Origin of the sequence: Pseudomonas agronomica (assembly GCF_025917275.1) — a bacterium.
GTDB classification, from domain to species: domain Bacteria; phylum Pseudomonadota; class Gammaproteobacteria; order Pseudomonadales; family Pseudomonadaceae; genus Aquipseudomonas; species Aquipseudomonas agronomica.
Window position 1 is genome coordinate 1 of sequence record NZ_JAOSHO010000063.1, and the last position, 17,787, is coordinate 17,787.

Annotated in this window: 19 protein-coding genes; 5 read left to right on the forward strand and 14 right to left on the reverse strand. The window is 59.0% G+C overall.

What is annotated here, in order from left to right:
• Positions 1-42: 42 nt before the first annotated feature.
• The 12 genes from OC610_RS07685 to OC610_RS07740 form a co-directional block, all read right to left on the reverse strand.
• Positions 43-1,008 (reverse strand): type II secretion system F family protein, encoded by a 966-nt coding sequence (locus OC610_RS07685; RefSeq protein ID WP_264427277.1) that lies wholly within the window; start codon positions 1,006-1,008, stop codon positions 43-45.
• Between the two features lie 26 nt (positions 1,009-1,034).
• Entirely contained in the window at positions 1,035-2,021 is a 987-nt protein-coding gene (locus OC610_RS07690; RefSeq protein ID WP_264427278.1) for a type II secretion system F family protein, read from the reverse strand.
• On the reverse strand, positions 2,018-3,460 hold the full coding sequence (locus OC610_RS07695; RefSeq protein ID WP_264427279.1) for a CpaF family protein: 1,443 nt from the start codon (positions 3,458-3,460) through the stop codon (positions 2,018-2,020). Before OC610_RS07695 ends, OC610_RS07690 begins: the two co-directional genes overlap by 4 nt.
• 3 nt (positions 3,461-3,463) lie before the next feature.
• Entirely contained in the window at positions 3,464-4,684 is a 1,221-nt protein-coding gene (locus tag OC610_RS07700; RefSeq protein WP_264427280.1) for an AAA family ATPase, read from the reverse strand.
• The gene (locus OC610_RS07705) at positions 4,678-5,172 is read right to left on the reverse strand and encodes a TadE family protein (RefSeq protein ID WP_264427281.1); all 495 of its coding nucleotides are present in this window, start codon (positions 5,170-5,172) and stop codon (positions 4,678-4,680) included. The genes OC610_RS07700 and OC610_RS07705 overlap by 7 nt, the downstream gene beginning before the upstream one ends.
• Positions 5,172-5,651 (reverse strand): TadE/TadG family type IV pilus assembly protein, encoded by a 480-nt coding sequence (locus tag OC610_RS07710; RefSeq protein ID WP_264427282.1) that lies wholly within the window; start codon positions 5,649-5,651, stop codon positions 5,172-5,174. Before OC610_RS07710 ends, OC610_RS07705 begins: the two co-directional genes overlap by 1 nt.
• A gap of 8 nt (positions 5,652-5,659) precedes the next feature.
• A complete protein-coding gene (locus tag OC610_RS07715) occupies positions 5,660-6,997 on the reverse strand; it encodes a Tad domain-containing protein (protein WP_264427292.1) in 1,338 nt (445 codons plus the stop codon).
• Between the two features lie 69 nt (positions 6,998-7,066).
• Positions 7,067-7,882, reverse strand: a complete 816-nt coding sequence (gene cpaB / locus OC610_RS07720) for a Flp pilus assembly protein CpaB (protein ID WP_258649993.1) — start codon at positions 7,880-7,882, stop codon at positions 7,067-7,069.
• Between the two features lie 15 nt (positions 7,883-7,897).
• The gene (locus tag OC610_RS07725) at positions 7,898-9,226 is read right to left on the reverse strand and encodes a P-loop NTPase family protein (protein ID WP_264427283.1); all 1,329 of its coding nucleotides are present in this window, start codon (positions 9,224-9,226) and stop codon (positions 7,898-7,900) included.
• Between the two features lie 2 nt (positions 9,227-9,228).
• On the reverse strand, positions 9,229-9,759 hold the full coding sequence (locus OC610_RS07730) for an A24 family peptidase (protein WP_264427284.1): 531 nt from the start codon (positions 9,757-9,759) through the stop codon (positions 9,229-9,231).
• Positions 9,760-9,786: 27 nt separating this feature from the next.
• The gene (locus OC610_RS07735; RefSeq protein WP_264427285.1) at positions 9,787-9,978 is read right to left on the reverse strand and encodes a Flp family type IVb pilin; all 192 of its coding nucleotides are present in this window, start codon (positions 9,976-9,978) and stop codon (positions 9,787-9,789) included.
• A gap of 132 nt (positions 9,979-10,110) precedes the next feature.
• On the reverse strand, positions 10,111-10,302 hold the full coding sequence (locus tag OC610_RS07740; protein WP_030138367.1) for a Flp family type IVb pilin: 192 nt from the start codon (positions 10,300-10,302) through the stop codon (positions 10,111-10,113).
• A gap of 300 nt (positions 10,303-10,602) precedes the next feature.
• On the opposite strand from OC610_RS07740, the gene OC610_RS07745 reads away from it, so the two are divergent.
• Positions 10,603-11,472, forward strand: coding sequence for a response regulator transcription factor (locus tag OC610_RS07745; protein WP_264427286.1), 870 nt, complete (start codon positions 10,603-10,605; stop codon positions 11,470-11,472).
• Between the two features lie 9 nt (positions 11,473-11,481).
• On the opposite strand, the gene OC610_RS07750 is transcribed toward OC610_RS07745, so the two are convergent.
• Positions 11,482-11,913 (reverse strand): Lrp/AsnC family transcriptional regulator, encoded by a 432-nt coding sequence (locus tag OC610_RS07750; protein WP_264427287.1) that lies wholly within the window; start codon positions 11,911-11,913, stop codon positions 11,482-11,484.
• Between the two features lie 199 nt (positions 11,914-12,112).
• Between OC610_RS07750 and OC610_RS07755 the strand changes: the two genes are divergently transcribed.
• From OC610_RS07755 to OC610_RS07770, 4 genes are all read left to right on the forward strand, one after another.
• Positions 12,113-12,826 carry a YczE/YyaS/YitT family protein gene (locus OC610_RS07755; RefSeq protein ID WP_264427288.1) on the forward strand — a complete coding sequence of 238 codons (714 nt, stop codon included), beginning with the start codon at positions 12,113-12,115 and terminating at the stop codon, positions 12,824-12,826.
• 100 nt (positions 12,827-12,926) lie between these two features.
• Entirely contained in the window at positions 12,927-14,411 is a 1,485-nt protein-coding gene (gene amrS / locus OC610_RS07760; RefSeq protein ID WP_264427293.1) for an AmmeMemoRadiSam system radical SAM enzyme, read from the forward strand.
• Positions 14,408-15,544 (forward strand): trans-sulfuration enzyme family protein, encoded by a 1,137-nt coding sequence (locus OC610_RS07765; protein WP_264427289.1) that lies wholly within the window; start codon positions 14,408-14,410, stop codon positions 15,542-15,544. Before amrS ends, OC610_RS07765 begins: the two co-directional genes overlap by 4 nt.
• Positions 15,545-15,604: 60 nt before the next feature.
• Positions 15,605-16,867 (forward strand): aminotransferase-like domain-containing protein, encoded by a 1,263-nt coding sequence (locus OC610_RS07770; protein WP_264427290.1) that lies wholly within the window; start codon positions 15,605-15,607, stop codon positions 16,865-16,867.
• Positions 16,868-16,905: 38 nt separating this feature from the next.
• Here the strand turns inward: OC610_RS07770 and OC610_RS07775 are convergent, their stop codons facing one another.
• Positions 16,906-17,538, reverse strand: coding sequence for a LysE family translocator (locus OC610_RS07775; RefSeq protein ID WP_264427291.1), 633 nt, complete (start codon positions 17,536-17,538; stop codon positions 16,906-16,908).
• Positions 17,539-17,787 lie beyond the last annotated feature (249 nt).

Here is a 17,787-nt window from a genome sequence, read left to right on the forward strand (position 1 = left end):
GAGCAGGCTCGCTCCCACAGGTTCTTCAGCAGTCCAGCCCTTCTACATATTCCCGAAAGCCCTGAACACGCCGATCATGGCCGGGCCGATGGCGACCAGGAAGAAGCTCGGCCACAGGCAGAAGATCAGCGGGAAGATCAGTTTGGTGCCGATTTTGGCGCCCATTTCCTCAGCAGCCTGGGTACGCCGGTCGCGAAACTCATCGGCGTAGATGCGCAGGGTATCGGCCACGCTGGTGCCGAAACGGATACTTTGCGCCAACAGGCTGACCAGGCCCTGGATGTCCTCCAGGCCGGTGCGCACGGCCAGTTGTTTGAGCGCCTCCGTGCTGGTGATGCCCGCGCGGATCTGCGCGTTGACCAGCGCCAGTTCCTCGGCCAGCTCGACCTGGCTGACGGACATTTCTTCAGCCACCCGTTCGATGGTGGTGGGCAGGGCCAGGCCCGATTCGACGCAGACCACCATCAAGTCCAGCGCATCCGGAAATGCCGCGCGCAGCCGGCCTTGCCGCGCGTTCTTGCGCTTGCCGACATAGAGCGCCGGCACCAGCCAACCAATGCCCGCCATGAGGACCACCGCCAGCAGGCCGATGGCCAGTGAGACCTTGACCATCGGCAGCAGCAGCAAAGCAACGCCGATCATCACCAGGGGCAGCATCAGGCGCACGGCCCAGTACATCTGCACCGCCGAAGCGGATCGATAACCGGCGTGGGTCAGCAACATCTGGGTAGCGGACGTCTGGGTCGCGTCGGCCGAGGCAAAACGCTGGCCGACTCGCTCCAGTAACAATTGCAAGTTACCAGGGGCCTCCTGCCCCGCCGCGCTGCCGGCATAACCGCGCTTGATCAACGCCAGCCGGCGCTGCACCGGGTCCTGCAGGCCCAGCATCATCAGCATGACGGCACCGGCAGCCAACACCGTACTGACGCCAATCACGGTGACGAACAGCAGGCGCGCGAGCTCCTCGTTCCCGGTGAATCGACTGAACAACCCGAGCAAAAAGTCCATGACCGATACCTCTGGGCGCAACAGCGTTAGACCTGGATCCGGATGATCTTCCGGATCCAGAAAATCCCCACCAACATGGCGCAGAACGCGCCGATGATCAGCTTGTGACCGATGGGATCATTGACCAGTACCGGCATGTAACTGGGGCTGGTCACCACGATGGCGATCGCCAGCACGAAAGGAATCGCCACCAGCACCCAGGCGGACATGCGCCCTTCGGCCGACAGCGTCCGGACCTTGCGCTGGAAACGGAAACGCCCGCGGATCAACCGGCTCAGGCGCTCCAGCACTTCGGTCAGGTTGCCGCCGGTCTCGCGGTGGATCAGGATCGACGTCACCAGCATCATCACGGTCATGCTCGGCATGCGCTCCAGCAGGCCGAGCATGGCCCTGCGCACGTCGTTGCCATAGTTGATGTCGGAAAAGGTCATGCCGAATTCCTGGGCGACCGGCCCCTTGTGCTCCTCGGCGACCAGGCGCAGGGTTTCGTTGAAGGGATGGCCTGCGCGCAAGGCCCGGCACATGGCATCCAGGGCGTCGGGCAAACCTTCCTCGAACGCGGCAAAACGCTTGTTGCGATCGCGCATGATCTTCAGCACCGGCAGCCAGGCCACGGCAAACGCCACCAACAGCGCCACCCACCAGATCGGCCAGACCATCAGCACCAAGGCACCCATCGCCACGCCAATGGCCAAGCCAAGCAGCATCACTCGATAGGCCCGGTACTCATGGCCGGCCTGCTCGATCAACTGGGTCAGGTTGGCCATGAACGGCAGCTGTTCCAGCCGGGCCTCCAAGGGGGACAGGCGCGTCAGGTACTTTTGCCGCAGGACCGTCTGCATGTTGGGCAAGTGGTTGGCTTTCTCCAGGACGTGCAGGCGACCGCGAATGCGCTTGCGCATTTTCCCGGCCTCGCCGAACACCGGCACCACCACGCCCTGGGACAGCAGGAACACGGCGATAAACACCATGCCGAGGAAAATCAGGATGAATTCGCCCGGGATACCTTTCATGATTGCCGGCCCTCCATCCATTCAGGACGGAACATACTCAGCGGCAATTCGATGCCGCGCTTGGCCAGTACATCGCGAAAGGCCGGGATCATGCCACTGGGCTTGTACTCACCCAGGACCTCGCCGTGCTCACCGATTCCGTGGCGCGCAAAAGAGAAGATTTCGGTCATGGTGATGACCTCCCCTTCCATGCCGTTGATCTCTTGCATGCTGGTGACGCGACGCTTGCCGTCTTCTTGACGCTCCAACTGGATCACCACATCGATGGCCGAGGCAATTTGTTGACGCATTGCCTTGATCGGAAAAGTCGCCCCGGTCATCGACACCATGTTTTCGACGCGACCCAACGCATCACGGGCGGTGTTGGCGTGAATGGTGGTCAGCGAACCGTCGTGGCCGGTGTTCATCGCCGTGAGCATGTCCAGTGCTTCGGCGCCACGCACCTCGCCGATGACAATGCGATCCGGGCGCATCCGCAGGCTGTTGCGCACGAGTTCGCGCTGACTCACCTCGCCTCGCCCCTCGATGTTCGACGGCCGGGTTTCCAGGCGCACGACGTGGGGTTGTTGCAGTTGCAGTTCGGCCGAATCCTCGATGGTGACGATCCGTTCGTTATGCGGGATGAAACTCGACAGCACGTTGAGCATGGTGGTCTTGCCGCTGCCGGTCCCGCCGGAGATCAACACGTTCAAGCGCCCGCGGACAATGGCCTTGAGCAGCAAGGCAATGGCCGGTGTCATGGTGCCCACCTGGATCAGGCTGTCGGTGTTGAGCAGGTCCACGGCAAAGCGCCGGATCGACATGCTCGGGCCGTCGATGGCCAGCGGCGGGATGATCGCGTTCACCCGCGAACCGTCCTTGAGCCGGGCGTCCACCAACGGCGAGGACTCATCGATGCGCCGCCCAAGGCTGGAAACGATGCGGTCGATGATGTTCAGCAAATGCTGGTCATCCCGGAAGCGCACGTCGGTGCGTTGCAGCTTGCCGAAGCGCTCGACGTAGACCGACGAAAAACCGTTGACCAGGATATCGGACACGCTGTGGTCGGCCAGCAGCGGTTCCAACGGGCCGAGCCCCAGCACTTCATCGGTGATCTGCTTGATGATCAACTGCCGGCTCGCTGTACTCACCGGCGCCGAATGTTCTTCAAGCAAGCGCTGGCAAATATCGCGGATCTGCCGCGTGGCCTCGACTTGTTCGAGGGCATCGAGCAAGGACAGGTCCATCACCTTGAGCAACTGCTGGTAGATCTTTTCCCGCCACTCGGCTTCCACCGGGGTGACCTGGGTGCGGGTTTCATAAGGCACATCGGGAACGGCGTGCTCCCAGGCCATCAACTCTTCGGCAGAGTCTGGCTGGCCGTCACCTTGCTGGGCGGCCATTGAAGCACCGGTTTTGCCGGGTTGTTTGCGCAAGCGGTTGCGGAAGTCGCTGATCATGGGTCATCCCCCGAAGAAACGGTTGAAGGCGCGTTTGAGCAGGCCTTTGCCTGCCGCCATCTGATGACCGACCAGGTCTTCGGTCAAATCGCGCAACGCGGCGGTGATGGCCGCCTTTGGCGCATGCAGTCCCAATGGCACGCCAGTGTTCTGACTCTGGCTGACCAGGTTGAAGTCATTGGGCAGTTTCGAAATGTTCGGGCAACGCAGGGCTTCGCCGATGTCCTTGAGGCTGACCGCGGCGGACTTGTCGTAGCGGTTGACTACGATCTGCAGCTGGTCGCCGCGCACGCCGAGGTCTTCGCGAAGGATCCGCACCAGGGCGCTGGCGTCACGCAGGTGACTGACGCTCTGTTGCACCACCACGTAGACCCGGTCCACCTGTTCAAGGACGGAGCCGGTGAGGTGATCGATCTGCCGGGGCAAGTCCACCACAATCCAGTCATAGCTGGTGCGGGCCAGTTGCAAGAGTGCGTCGAGCTGTTCCGGCTGGGCATCCTGGGGCAGGCACAATTCACCGGCGCGGCCACCCAACACATGCAACGTCGGGCTGAAGTGACTGCAGAAGCCTCGCAATGCCACGCTGTCCATGTCTTCGACTTGTTGCAGCACTTCCAGGTGGCTGTGGGATTGGGCGACATCCAGGTAATGGGTCACGCTGCCGAACTGCAGGTCCATGTCCAGCAACAAGGTATTGCCTGAACGGGCGCTGAGTTGCTGGGCCAGGTTGCATGCCACCAGCGTGCCGCCGGAGCCGCCCTTGGCGCTGATCACCGCGACCAACTTGCCCTCGTTCCCATTGCCGAGGCGCACTTCCGCCACCAGGCGATTCAGGGCCGCCACCAGTTCGGCATCGGCGAAAGGCTCGGGCAACACGTCTCGCGCACCCGCCTGCATCGCCAGGCGCATGCCTTCCTGCTCGCCCAACAGACCGCACACCAGCATCGCCGGACGCTCATGGGCCGGCCGTTGCAGCAGCGCCGACAGTTCCTCGCGCCACAAATGGCTGACCCGCAACAGCAGCAGATCGGGCATCCGGTCCAGGCCGTAGAGCGGATCGACATGGCCATTGCTGACCAGGCGCGTGCTCACTTCAAGGCCGGGCATGCGCTGGCAGACGCACTGCAGATCGCGCAGGGACCCAGCATCGCGGCTGCTGATCAATATTCGCAGCCCGGCCTTGCCGGTGGCGCTTGTGAGCGGAGTTTCCCGGGTGTTCAGCATGGTGTGATCTCCCCTGAATCGGAATGACGCCCTAGGCTTTCGCGTGGCAACGTCGCCCTGAAAGTGGGCAAGGTAATGGGCACGCCCAGTCCGGGAATGAACAGGTTGAAAACGAAATTCTGCAGGCTCAGCCGGACATAGCGGATGGCCCGGAATCCCGTGCTGCCGGAGGTATCGCTGGGGTTCGCCACCACGGCCCCGTCGACGTCCAGGTAAGTCAGCGCCAGGTTCGCGGTGGTCAGGCTGCTGATCAGTTGGCTGGTGCCTGAATCCGTCGCGGCGTTGAAAATCGCCCGGCGCAGGATCACCGGATCGCTGATGTTGCACACCGCCGCCAGGCGCGCACCACGCCGTGCGGCTTCATCGAGGGCGTTGACGGTGAAATACAACCGGCCCATTTCCAGCACACCGAACAGCAGGGTGAACACCAGCAGGCCAACGAAGGCGAACTCGACGATATAGGTGCCGTGCATCTGCTTGCGATTCATCACAGCGCCCTCATGACAGTGGTCGCTACCAGCGGGATGCCCAGCGCAATGGCGCTGCCGAAGAAGCCGGGGATCGAACCGGTGCAACTGCCCGCGCCAATCACCGGGCAGAAGGTGTAGGTGATGGTGACGCGTACATGGCTGGTGCCCTCGGCGACAACCTGCACGTTCGCCGTGGTCAACCCCGACACCACGGCAGTGCCGGAAGCACTGGGCACGCCATACACCGCGACGTTTTTCGTCTGGGTCTGCAACGTGCTGCTCAGGGAAACCGCGCCAAGGGTGGAATTCCAGGCCTGGCTGGCGACGAAGCGGTCGGCGTCGCGGCTGGCCTGCAACAGCACGTTGTATTGGTACAGCATGCGGCCGAACTCGCCGAAGGCCAGCAACAGCAACAGCAACACCGGCAGCACCAGGGTGAACTCCACCAGCGCGACGCCTTGCTGGGCCCGGGGTGATTTGAACGGGGCAAGTTTCATGACGCCTCCTACGAGTCTGTGCTCGGCGTGCCGCTGCCATTGATATAGGTCTTGTAGAGCTGGATGATCTGCGGACCGGCGTCGCTGCTGGGTGTCGGGCCAGGCACGTTGTCGCCTTCGCATTCGTGGACGAACTGACCGAATATCTGCGACTGGGTACCGCCGCCATTCATGGGCTGCACGACGAAATAACAGCCGAACCCCAACACGGGGATGGTGCTTGAACCACCCTGTTTGCCGGTGCAATTACCCACCACGATTTTCAGCATCCGACGCTCGAAGACGCCGTTGCTTTGGCAGCCACTGCCGCTCCCGCCCACGCAGGCGGCGACCTGGGTACGCCAATCGTTGTAGTCCGCTATCGCCTCGCCGCCCGCCGAGAGATCGCCGCCGCTCGACGTGACGGGCTTGCCTTTGTATTGCGCCTGGCCGAGCGTGTCGTTGTAGGTCATCGCTGGCGAGCTTGACGAGGTGACCAGGTCCGGTGGGTAGTTGGACGCGCTGACCGGGCCGTTGTAGATGCCGAAGCGTGTGTTCAAGCCTTGGGACGCCGGACCGACGGTGTTGCCGGGGGAAGTCTGGACGTTATCCCCGACCGTACGGCAGACCGAACCGCCACCCGCCAGGTCCTCACGCACCGAACTGCCGCCGGAGCCAAAATCGAGCAATTGGAAATTGCCAGGCCCGATGGGCGAGGTGTTTCCCGCCGCCGTCTTCAGCACCACCAGGTCACCGAAGCGATAGCTCCAGAAATTCCCGGCAGACGGGTCATATTGGCCGGGATCGCCACAGACCATCAGGGGCGCCACGTCACAGGGCGACGTGGGGCTGGGGCCGGCGGTGGCGATGGCCGCCACGGCTTTGCTGCCCAGACTGCCGCTGCCCATCGACTGGACGAAGCTCCAGAAAAAACCGTTGAGTTGATAGTTGGCCACCGAAACCCGCACGTACTTGGCGTCGCTCGGGCCGGGGTAAGAGAATGGGCCGTAGACGCTGCTGGACAATTCAACCACGGCAAACGAGCCCGGGTTGCCAGCGACAGCGGTGGCCAGTTCCGTGTTGCCCGCGGCGCTGGCATTTCTGCTCAGCGTGTCCAGGGCCGCCGTGCGGGTCGTGCTGGCCATGTTCATGCTGCCCTTGACCTGGCTCAGGGTCTTGGCGCCCCCCAGGGCCGCGGCATCCACGGCGTTTTGCAGGCGGGTCTTGTTCAGCAGCATATGTCCGCCGTCAAGGGCCAGCGCCGCCATCATGGCAATGGCCGCCATGGCGATCACCATCAGTACACTTACCGCCCCTCCCTGGCGTCGTGGCAGCGTCAACGGCTGCCGGATCTTGGCATTCATCATCGAGCCCTCATCTACAGCGTTGAGGATCGGTATCGCCCTGCCCTGTGGGGCCGGGGACAGGGACGTCATTCAGCGGACATTGACCACACTGCTTTCAACGCCACGGATCAGCGTGATCGCGCCGCCCTGAGGCCGAACACTGCGTTGCACCATTGGCCTTGGCACCGGGGCAGCGGCCACCGCCATGACCGGCGCAGGGGCTGGCGGCGCGACGGCCACGGCTTTTTTCTCCAGGTTCAGGGGGTTGCGAAGGGCCAGTTGCAGCTTGCCCTCGGTTTGCGCGGTGACCAGCAGTTCCGCTTCACTGGCGGACATTTCCAGTGTCACGGCCCGCACCACCACCGGTTGCGTCTTGTCCGTGCCCGCGGTCTGGTCCACGGCCAGCACCCGCAGGTTTTCCAGGAGGGTCCGGGACGTCGCATTGTTGCTGCCGGCGTTGGTGGTCTTGGTCGCCAGCACATCGACCCGGTTGCCGGGCAGCAGGAAGCCGCCGACACCGACCACATCATCCACGCGTACCGAGATGGCCCGTTTGTCCGGCGCGATCAGCGAGGCCAGGGTGCTGCCGCCCAAGTGTTCGCTCAAACGAGCACCTCGCACGATGTCGCCACGCAGGATGTCGAACGTGGCGATCTTGCCCACGGCCTTTTCGCTGCTGTCGAAAGCATCGTCCGGAATCGTGTCCATGGGCATGCGCACGGTCGTGACCTGCTGGGCCTCGACCATTTGCCCGAAGGGGATTTCCACCGTCGCGACCACCACGCTTCGCAAGTGATCATCGGGGGTCGCGTTGAGTCGCGCGCTCAGCCAGGAGTCAGCCATCCATGCGGCACCAAGGCCCATTACCAGGGAAACGCCTATCAGCGGAAGCGTACGAGAGCTCATGTCGGTATCTCCAGATCAAAGGAAGTCGAGCTGAACGAAGTAGTTGTGCCAGGCCCATTCCAGCTCTTGCGGCAACAGGGGCCCGGAACCGCCCAGGTAACGCTGGCGATCGAGCGCCATGTTCAACAGGTCGCGGGGATGGCAAGGCACCAGGGGCATGCCTTCGCTTGCATACAGCCGTTGCAGCACATAGCGCACCAGCAGCGGGTCATAAGGGATGCCCAGGCGTTCGCACTCCTGGCGCCAGATGCGCTCGTATTCGTCGGGCTTGAGATAACCGAACTGGACCTTGTAGCCGATGCGCCGCAGGAAAGCCTCGTCCGCCAATTCGAGGGGATTGAGGTTGGTGGAAAACACCAGCACCAGGTCGAACGGCAGCTCGCAGTGCCGCCCACCGCCCAGGTTGATGAAGTCGCGTTTTTCTTCCATCGGCACGATCCAGCGATTGAGCAGCTCGGCCGGGGCCATGCGCTGGCGGCCCATGTCGTCGATGATGAACAGGCCGTTGCTGGCCTTGAGTTGCAGGGCGGCCTGGTATTGCCGGGTGAACGGGTCGTAGCGCACGTCCAGCTGTTCCATGCTCAACTCGCCGCCGGTGATGACAATCGGGCGTTTGCAGCACAACAGTCGACGGTCGATGCCTTCGTTGAGCATCAGGTTGTTCGTTTGGCTGCTGTCATCCAGGCGTTGATGCACCTGCGGGTCGTAGATCTCGATCACCGACTCGTTGATGACGATGGCATGAGGCACCCAGATGGCCTCGGCGAACAACCGGATCAAACGGCTGCTGACGTAGGTTTTGCCGGTGCCCGCCGGACCGTAGATCATGATCGCCCGCCCCGAATTGAGCGCGACGCCCAATTGATCGAGCATGCCTTGGCTGAGCACCATGCCGGCCAGGGCGTGGTTCATGTCCTTGGCGGTAATGCGACCGTGGTGGATGGTCTGGATCTTGATCAACGAGCGGTAGGTGCTGACTGGAAACGGCGCGGCGCCGATGTAGCCGCTGCGGGCCAGAGCGTCGCGGGCGGAACTGCGGCCGCGTTCTGTCAGGCCATAGCGCAGGGTTTGTCCACCGGCCTGGCCCATCTGGCCGAGCACTTCGACCCGGCCGTCCTTGCGCAGGAACGCCAGCACTTCTTCGAGCACCGCGCCGGTCAGGGCCAGGCGTTCCACCAGCCGCGACATGTCCAGCACGCCGGCGTCGTGCAGGTGTTTGCACACCAGTTCGCCAAGGAAACTGTCCGTCAGGCCGGTGTCGCGAATCGAACTCGGTTGAGGCGCCAGGCGTTGCACGGCTTCCCGTTCGCTGGGGTAGGCATCGCTATCGTTGATGACGTGCATGACTAGACTCCCCAGCCACCGGCAACCAACTGCCAGTAAACGCTGTTCAAAGTGCCGATCAGGATCGCAATCGAGTAAGGAAAGGGTTTGCCGGCCACTTCATCCGATGCCGGCGCCAGATAAGCCTGGGCCCGGACGCACAACCAGTAGCGCTGCAAGGTCTGGAGCAACTGGCCGCGGGCCAGGACAATCAGGAAACCGCACACACCGCCGGCGATCAGGCTGAACAGCGCCGCCCACAGTGCGAAATGAAAGGGCAGGAAACTGCCGACCATGGTCATCAACTTCACGTCGCCAGCGGCCATGCCACCTACGGCGTACATGGGCAGGAACAGCGCGAAACAGATCAGCATGCCCAACAGGCCGTCGCCCAGCCCGCCGATACCACCGATATAGAGCTGGCTGGACAATCCCAGGGCCAGGCCCAACAGGACCAGCGTGTTGGGGATGCGGTGGCGACGCAGATCGCTCACCACCGCCACACCCAGCAGTCCTAGCAGCAGTACCGTCGACATCAGCAATTCCATGGACATGATGCGTCTCCCTAAGGGTGGTTATGGTTAGCAGGCAGCGCCTTTAACCGCGGCACAGAGCGCAGTGATTCGAGTGTTCACCTCACCGCCCAATAGAACGAACATCGCGGCAACCGCCACCGTTATCAGTCCACCGGCCACCGCGTATTCCACAATGGTCAGGCCATCTTCATCATTTAAGAACTTGGCTATCGACGTTCTGACTGTTTGAAGTTTCATCTGATTTACCTCACTTCAGCGGTAATAAAACGACTGATGGAGAACAGCGCGAAGCCCACTTGGCAGGTACTGCACAGCTTTTTCGAATAAAGCCGAAACCGGCGCCTCGATGGGCCTCACCCGTAACGGTTGTCAGCAGGCAGCGCCCTTGACGGCGGCGCAGAGGGCGGTAATCCGGGTGTTCACGGCGCCGCCCAGCAAAACGAACATCGCGGCCACGGCCACCGTGATCAACCCACCGGCAACGGCGTATTCCACAATGGTCAGGCCATCTTCATCTTTGGCGAACTTCAGTACCGAAGCCTTGATAGTTTGAAGAGTCATTTCGCACACCTCATCGGGGTTGTTTTCAAAGAGGCAGTACATTGCGAACTGCCTGATGCAACCCTAGTCAGGAGGCCGGTGGTGTCGTTAGGAGGATTTTGCACATCGCTAGGACTTTTTTGCGCCAGCCGCGAAATTGTCCAGGCTGACAATTTTTTGAGGTTTTGGGCTGCTGGAACGGCGTCCGCAGAGGCCTGGCGCTAAAGGATGAGCGGCTTATAGAAATTAATTCGGCAAACTGATAGCACATTGGCAATACTGCTAGCTAACGGGCAGGAAGAACCACCGAGTAGTCGTCCTATGGCGTCGAATCTGACTGGCAAGCCGAAGCTGTTATGGTTTGATCTGACCCATGATCATTCCACCCAGGAACTCATCAGCCAGTTCGAGCAGGCGTGCGACTGCGTCGTGGCGAAAAACGCGCTGCTGCCCACCGGTGCGCAGGCCGACATGATCTGCATCCATTTCGATCGCCCGGACACCCAGGGCCTGAGGCGGTTGCTGGACATCAAGCGCACGGTCCCGGCCATCCCCATCACCATGTTCACGGTGCAACATTCCGAGGAGCTCGCCGTCTGGGCCATGCGCTCAAGCGTCTGGGAATACATGGTGCTTCCCCTCGCAACCACCGAACGCAAGCGTTACCTGACCGCAGTGACACAGTTGTGCGAGTTGCGCCGCCAGGCCGGTGGCCGGGGCTCGACCTCGCAGATCGACCACTCCCCGACCCTGCCGGACAGCATCCGCCTGACCTCCGGGCATCAGAAACACCAGGCCCTCAGCCACATCATGCTGTACATCGACCAGCATTTTCGCGACAGCATCGACCAGCGCGACCTCGCCAAGCGTTGCGGCATGACCACGTTTCGCTTCAGCCGGGTGTTCAAGGAGGCCAATGGGCTGGGCTTTACCGACTACGTGCTGAACAAACGCATGAGTTTCGCCAAGGAACTGCTCGACAACAGCCAGATGCCCATCACCAGCATCGGCTACGAGGCGGGCTTCAAGGACCCGTCCTACTTCGCCCGCGCCTTCAAGCAGTACGCCAACTGCACGCCCAGCGAATACCGGCTGGCGTACCAGATGCGTAGCGTAAACGCTGGACCGCCGCCCCCGGATGAGGCAGCCCTGGAAGCCATCGAAAACCTGGTGCACAGCCTGGAGGGTTGATCGTCAGGCTCACGGGGCAAGCTTTCTTCTCTCGATAGGAATGGACAGGACAATGCTGGTCCGCGTCTCACCGTAGACATTGATCTTCGCAATGATGCCCTCGATCTCGGCCATGGACCTGGCATAGATTCGGATCAGATAGGAGTCGTTCCCTGTGATGTGCAGGCACTCGACCACTTCGGGTATGTCGGTGAGCGTCGATATCAATTTGGCCTTCGCCGGCTTGAGGGTGGTGATGCCGACGACAGCGGATATGCCGTAGCCCAGCTTGGTGGGATCCAACTGAGCGCAATAGCCCTTGATGACCCCGGAGTCTTCAAGTTTGCGTAACCTGTCATTAGTGGCAGGAATAGAAAGACCCGCGTGCTTGGAAAGCTCTGTGATGGAAATGCGACCACAGTCCTGTACCTTACCCAGGATTTTGACGTCTATACGATCCATGTGCGTTTACCCCGGTTAAAAGTATAAATTTTAATGAAAAGCCTGCGTTTTTCATTAAAAAAAGCATGCACCAAAATAAAGCATGGCGCTAGTCTATTTCCAGCCTGAACCCCGCAAAAATAATCCGGGCCATCAACAGCCCTGCTCTTTAGCGCGACGCACTGCATAATAAAATATTCTCTCCAGGGATGGTCTTTGCATGGAAGATGAAAAGATAAAGTGTGGAAAAAAGTCTTACCCGTTCATTCAGCACATTGGCACGCAAGTCCTAAGTATTCGGCATTTCAAGAAAGACCAGATACTCATGTACCTGTTGGGTGTCAGCTTCTTTTCGCTGGGCGCCAAGTGTTTCATCATCAGTCGATTGGGCACTGACCCTCTGGACGTCCTGATCATCTCGATCGATAAAACATTGATGCTTGGCATGGGCGTTTGCTCGGCCATCGTGTCGCTGTTTTTCCTGACATGGTGGATGCTCTGGAACAGAAAATACCCGCCGATAAGCCCCTTTATCACCACGACATTGACCGGGCTGTTGATTGATCTCTGGTCCTGGCTGGGGCTCGGAGAGTATTTGATTGCGCGAATGAATGCCTATTCGCTATTGGCGGCGGGGCTGCTGTTGTGCGCCTATTCATCCGCCTTGATCATCATGAGCGGTATTGGCATCCGGATCATGGACCTGGTGGTACTGACCATGGTGTCCAAATGGAACTGGTCATTTACCAAAGCCAAGATGATCATTGAAGTTGGCATCTTTTCCAGCGGCTGGCTGTTAGGGGGACCCTTCGGTATTGGAACAATTGCATTCCTGCTAGTGATCGGCCCGCTTATCCAACCTTTCATGAATATGAACGCCAAGCGCTTTGCGCTCAAGAACTATGGGTTGATGAGCGCTTCATCGGCTTACTGATAACCACTGCATACGACTGCCCTACAGGGCGGCAGGATTGTTTCGCCTCGATTTTTTTAACCGATGCTTTTGATAGCAACTTCCGTGATGAGGAATGAAGATGGACACGACTAAAAATAAAAACTGGACCTTGGAAAGCAGCCCGGCAAAACTTGAAGAAATACTCCCGGGAGGCGTCGTCAAGTGTCATCTTTCGCCACGCAACTGTGTCATACAGGAGGGCAAGGTAGGTTTTTGCAAAGTGCGCGGAAACCGAGGCGGCAGGCTCGTTACCTTGAACTATGGAAAGGGCGTTCACAGCACCGAAGAGACGATCGAAACCGAAGCCGTTTTCCACTTTGCTCCCGGAGAGCGGATCCTGTCCCTGGGCAATATCGGCTGCATGCTCAACTGCGGTTACTGTCATAACTGGAAGACATCGCAAGCCAAGTACGTCACCGACAAGGACGTTTACTACTACACCCCCGAACAGGTGGTGGAAACTGCACTCAAGCACGGCATACGTGTCATTTCCTGGACCTATAACGATCCCGTCGTCTGGCATGAATTCATCCTCGACACGGCAAAGCTGGCCAAGGAAGCGGGCCTGATCAACCTCTATAAATCGGCATTCTTCATCAGCGAAGAAGCCATCGATGAATTACTGCCGGTCATTGATATTTTCTCGATTTCACTCAAATCCATTTCCCCTGAGTACTACCGCAAGGTCACCACAGGCTGGGTAGAGCCTGTCCTGGCCGGTATCAAGAAAGTCTATGACGCCGGTAAATACGTCGAGGTCAGTACCTTGATGGTGACCGACATCAGCGACGACGAAGAAACGGCCAGGAAAATCAGCCAGTGGGTCCTGGATGAATTGGGTCCGAACGTGCCGCTGCACTTCGTCAGGTTTCACCCCGACTACAAAATGAGCAACAGCATCCGCACGCCCGTGGACAGGCTGCTGAAGGCCCGGGACGTTGCCCGGAGCATGGGCGTCGAGCATGTGTACCTGGGTAATGTGAATGACGTCGAGGGGACCAATACCCGTTGCAACCACTGCAACGCCCTGCTCGTCACCCGCTATGGATTGAACGCTGAAATCATCGGCCTGGACAGCAAGGGATGCTGCTCTGAATGCGGGCACGATGCGCATTTCAAACTGCTGGGCGAACACCAGGCGAACGCCCCCGTCGAGCTGCGGGAAGAGGCCCTGAGCGCTTATGAAAAACGCAAGTTCGAATGGCACGGGGACATCGTGTCGCTGCATGCCCAGGTGCTGAACACCGAGGACTTCGAACAGACCGTCTACTTGCGACGCAATTATACGGACGGGCACAACAGCGATTGGAAATCACTGACCCTACGGCCCCATGAAAGCTATCGATTCATCATTGCCAAGGCACGCATCGATGAAACCGGTCCTGAGGTCTGGCTCCCCAACGGCGTGAACTCGAACCTTCATGAAGTATTCGACAGGGCTCACTTTCCCACAGAGTCGATTGAAGAGATCGGCATTTCGCAGAACGACATCACTCCAACCGTCGGTTATGGGGGTAAGCAGAACATGTATGAACAGGTCATCAAACTGGTCAACCAAGCATGAAAGTGTCTACTGAAATACTTCACATCAAGGTGGATGACCGGGACGCCCATCCTTCGGTAACACCTATTTATCAGTGCAGCGCCTTCAACGCGGACTCGGCCTTCTTCTACTCGAGGAAAGCCAACCCCAATGTGACTGAACTGGAACAGGTCGTCGCGTCACTGGAGGGCAGCGAATACGCACTGGCCTACAGCACCGGCATGAGCGCGATCTATATGGTGTTGGAACTGTTGAAACCAGGCGCTTCGCTGGTTATCAACAAATACATCTACGGCTGCTCTTATAAATTGTTCCAGCGGTATGCAGCACGTATCGGCGCCCACCTGACGATCCTCGATCTCACCACGGCAGAAGGGTTGAAGGCCTTGCCGGCGAACGTCGACATGGTCGTCTTCGAAACGCCGACCAATCCGTTTTTGAAAGACATCGATATCCATGCCGTCAGCAGGGCCGTCAAGCAGAACAACCCGCAGGCGCTGGTGGTGGTGGACAACACCTGGGCCACGCCGATATTTCAAAAGCCGTTGAATTTCGGCGCTGACATTTCCCTCTATAGCGCGACCAAATACTTTTCGGGCCACAGTGATGTCATGGGCGGCCTGGTGCTGGTCAACAACGAGACGATTTATAACCGCCTCCTTGAGGGCCGCTTTTATTCAGGCACGATATTGACGCCCAATAGCGCCTGGTTACTGCGCAGAAGCATGCAGACGTTCAACCTGCGCATGGAAAAACACAGCCAGACAACGGCAAGCATGCTCAACTACCTGCAGCAACTGCCCTTTATCGAGCACGTCTATTACCCCCGCATCGATGGCAAGCAATTGACCGGTTATGGCGGCATTGTGTTTGTGGATATTCGGCCCGATCTGGTTCCCTTCTACAAAACGTTCACCCACGCGCTCAAATGGTTTGGCACGGGCACCGGAATGGCCTGCGTGACCTCGATGGTCGCCCAGCCCTTCAGTGGCAGCCACGCCTCGATGACGGATCAGGAAAAAGCAGACATGGGCATCGAGAAAGGCCTGGTTCGATTGTGCTTTGGCCTTGAGGATCTTGAAGACCTCAAGGAGGACCTGCTGCAGGCATTCGAAACCATGGAAAGCAAGGTCGATCAGAAAGATCCTGCGTAGCGGTGTCATCACAAGCAACGAGCCTTCTATGGCTCGTTGCTTTTTTATGGAAGATAGAAAGTGTCCAGCGCATTCGAAAATACGATATTCGAAGACCCCACTCTGAACGTCATCCACCTTTTGAATTCCATCGCCCAGGAAAATCCGGGGGCCATTTCTCTGGCCTCCGGGCGACCCGATGACCAGCAGTGCGACCCAGCGCTCATCGACAGGGGGCTGGCCCAATACAAACAGCACGTCGCCGGTACCGAACAATCACTTGCGACGCTGCTTTGCCAATATGGGAAAACGTCTGGAATCATCAACGGGATACTCGCCACTCACTTGCGGGTGGACGAACAGATAGACGTTTCCAATCCTGAAAATATCGTGGTGTGCATGGGGTTCCAGGAAGCCTGTACCTTGACGCTCCTGTCTATCTTTGAAGGCGGTGGGGTTTTATTGGTGCCTGACCCGGTATTTTCAGGGATCACGGGCATCGCCAAACTGCTGGGCATAAAGATTATCCCCGTCCCTATGGCAACCTTTCTCGATCCGCTCGCCCTGCGCAACGTCGTCGAAGCACTTGAGGCCAGGGGGGAAAAAACCAAAGCACTTTATGTGATACCCGATTTTAGCAATCCAACCGCCGACAGCCTTTCCTATCACGGCAGGCGGGCCATGCTTGCCTTGGCCAGTGAAAAGGACTTTTTCATTCTTGAAGACACGGCCTACCGCTACTTCAGGTACGAAGGCGATGCCATTGCGTCCATGAAGTCCATCGACAGCAGCCGGGTGTTCTTGCTGGGCTCCTTTGCCAAATCGATTTTTCCGGGATTGCGCATGGGTTATGTCGTCGCTCCAGAGGGCGCCGAGGTCTCATTCAGCTCCCGACTGTGCAAGGCCAAGAGCTTGATCACCGTCAACACCCCTGCCCTGTGCCAAGCGGTCGCCGCCGGCCTGCTGATCGAGAACGACTACTCGCTGAAAGGGCTTAACCAGACCCGGGCGTTGTCCTACATAAAGAAAAGAAACCACATGCTTGAATGCCTTGAGCGCGAGTTCCCGCCCAAGGTCGGCACCCAAGGCACGATCAGCTGGAATCACCCGGCAGGCGGCTTCTTCATCAATATGCAACTGCCTTTTGCCTTCAGATATTGTGACATGCGCGAATGCGCCAAGCAGTTCAAGGTGATCGTGTTCCCCACCTGCCTATTCTCGCTGACAGATGAAGCGACTCATCAGGTCAGGCTTTCATTCAGCAATGCCACCGCCTCGGATGTCACCCAGGCGATCCGCCGTTTCCGGGCGTATGTTGAGTCCAGATTGCGGCCCAAGGCTTAATCGTTAAACGAGGGATAAGCCTTGCCTGGCGTTTTCGATCAGGTTGCCGTGGCCAGCATGACGCCCGTGGCGACCTGGTAGGCCCCCAGCAGGGTGATGGTCGCCCCGGAAAAATAGTTGATCAGTTTCAGCTTCGATTCGGCAATTCGCGCCTTGAAAATGGAGGAGAACCCGCTCAACCCCAGCCACCAGGCAGCCGAGCCCAGGAATATGCCGGTCACCATCGGCAACAAAGCGTGCTGGCCACCTTGGTCACTGGCCATGCCATCACTCAGCGCGGCAAAGATGGCGATAAACGACAAGATGGTCATGGGGTTCGACAGGGTCAGGAACAGCGTGGTCGAGTAGGCCTTGAGCATATTGGCCCGCTCGCCCGCCATGGCGGTCTTGCCGCCCTTCGATCGTATTGTCTGGTAGCCAATGTAGGCGAGAAATAAACCACCAAAAATACACAACCAAGGTTTAAAGCTGATGAGCGTCGCGATGATGGCGGTGACCCCCAGGGCCCCGATGAAACCATAGATCGAATCGGCGGTGGCCGCGCCCAATCCCGTCGCGAAACCAGCCCTCCATCCCTGCATGAGGCTTCTTTGTATGCACAGCAGCCCAATCGGCCCCACAGGGGCTGCAATGCACAGCCCAATGACCATTGATTTAACAAAAATCAGCATAAATGCGCCTCCAGAATGGTTACTGGAAGGTTAGGAGAAGTGCTTTTTTTTAGGAATGAACTATTAATCTTCCTTAGGGTTTTCCCTTACGTTTTGCATGAAATAATTTCACTTCACCTTCATTTTTAAGGTAAAGCGCTACCAGCCTCCTCCGACAACGAAATCGCTCGTTTCAGGCACAAAACCGCTAAATGGTCTTTTTTACGCGCATAAAAAAACGCCGCTCGAATGAGCGGCGTTTTCTTGAAT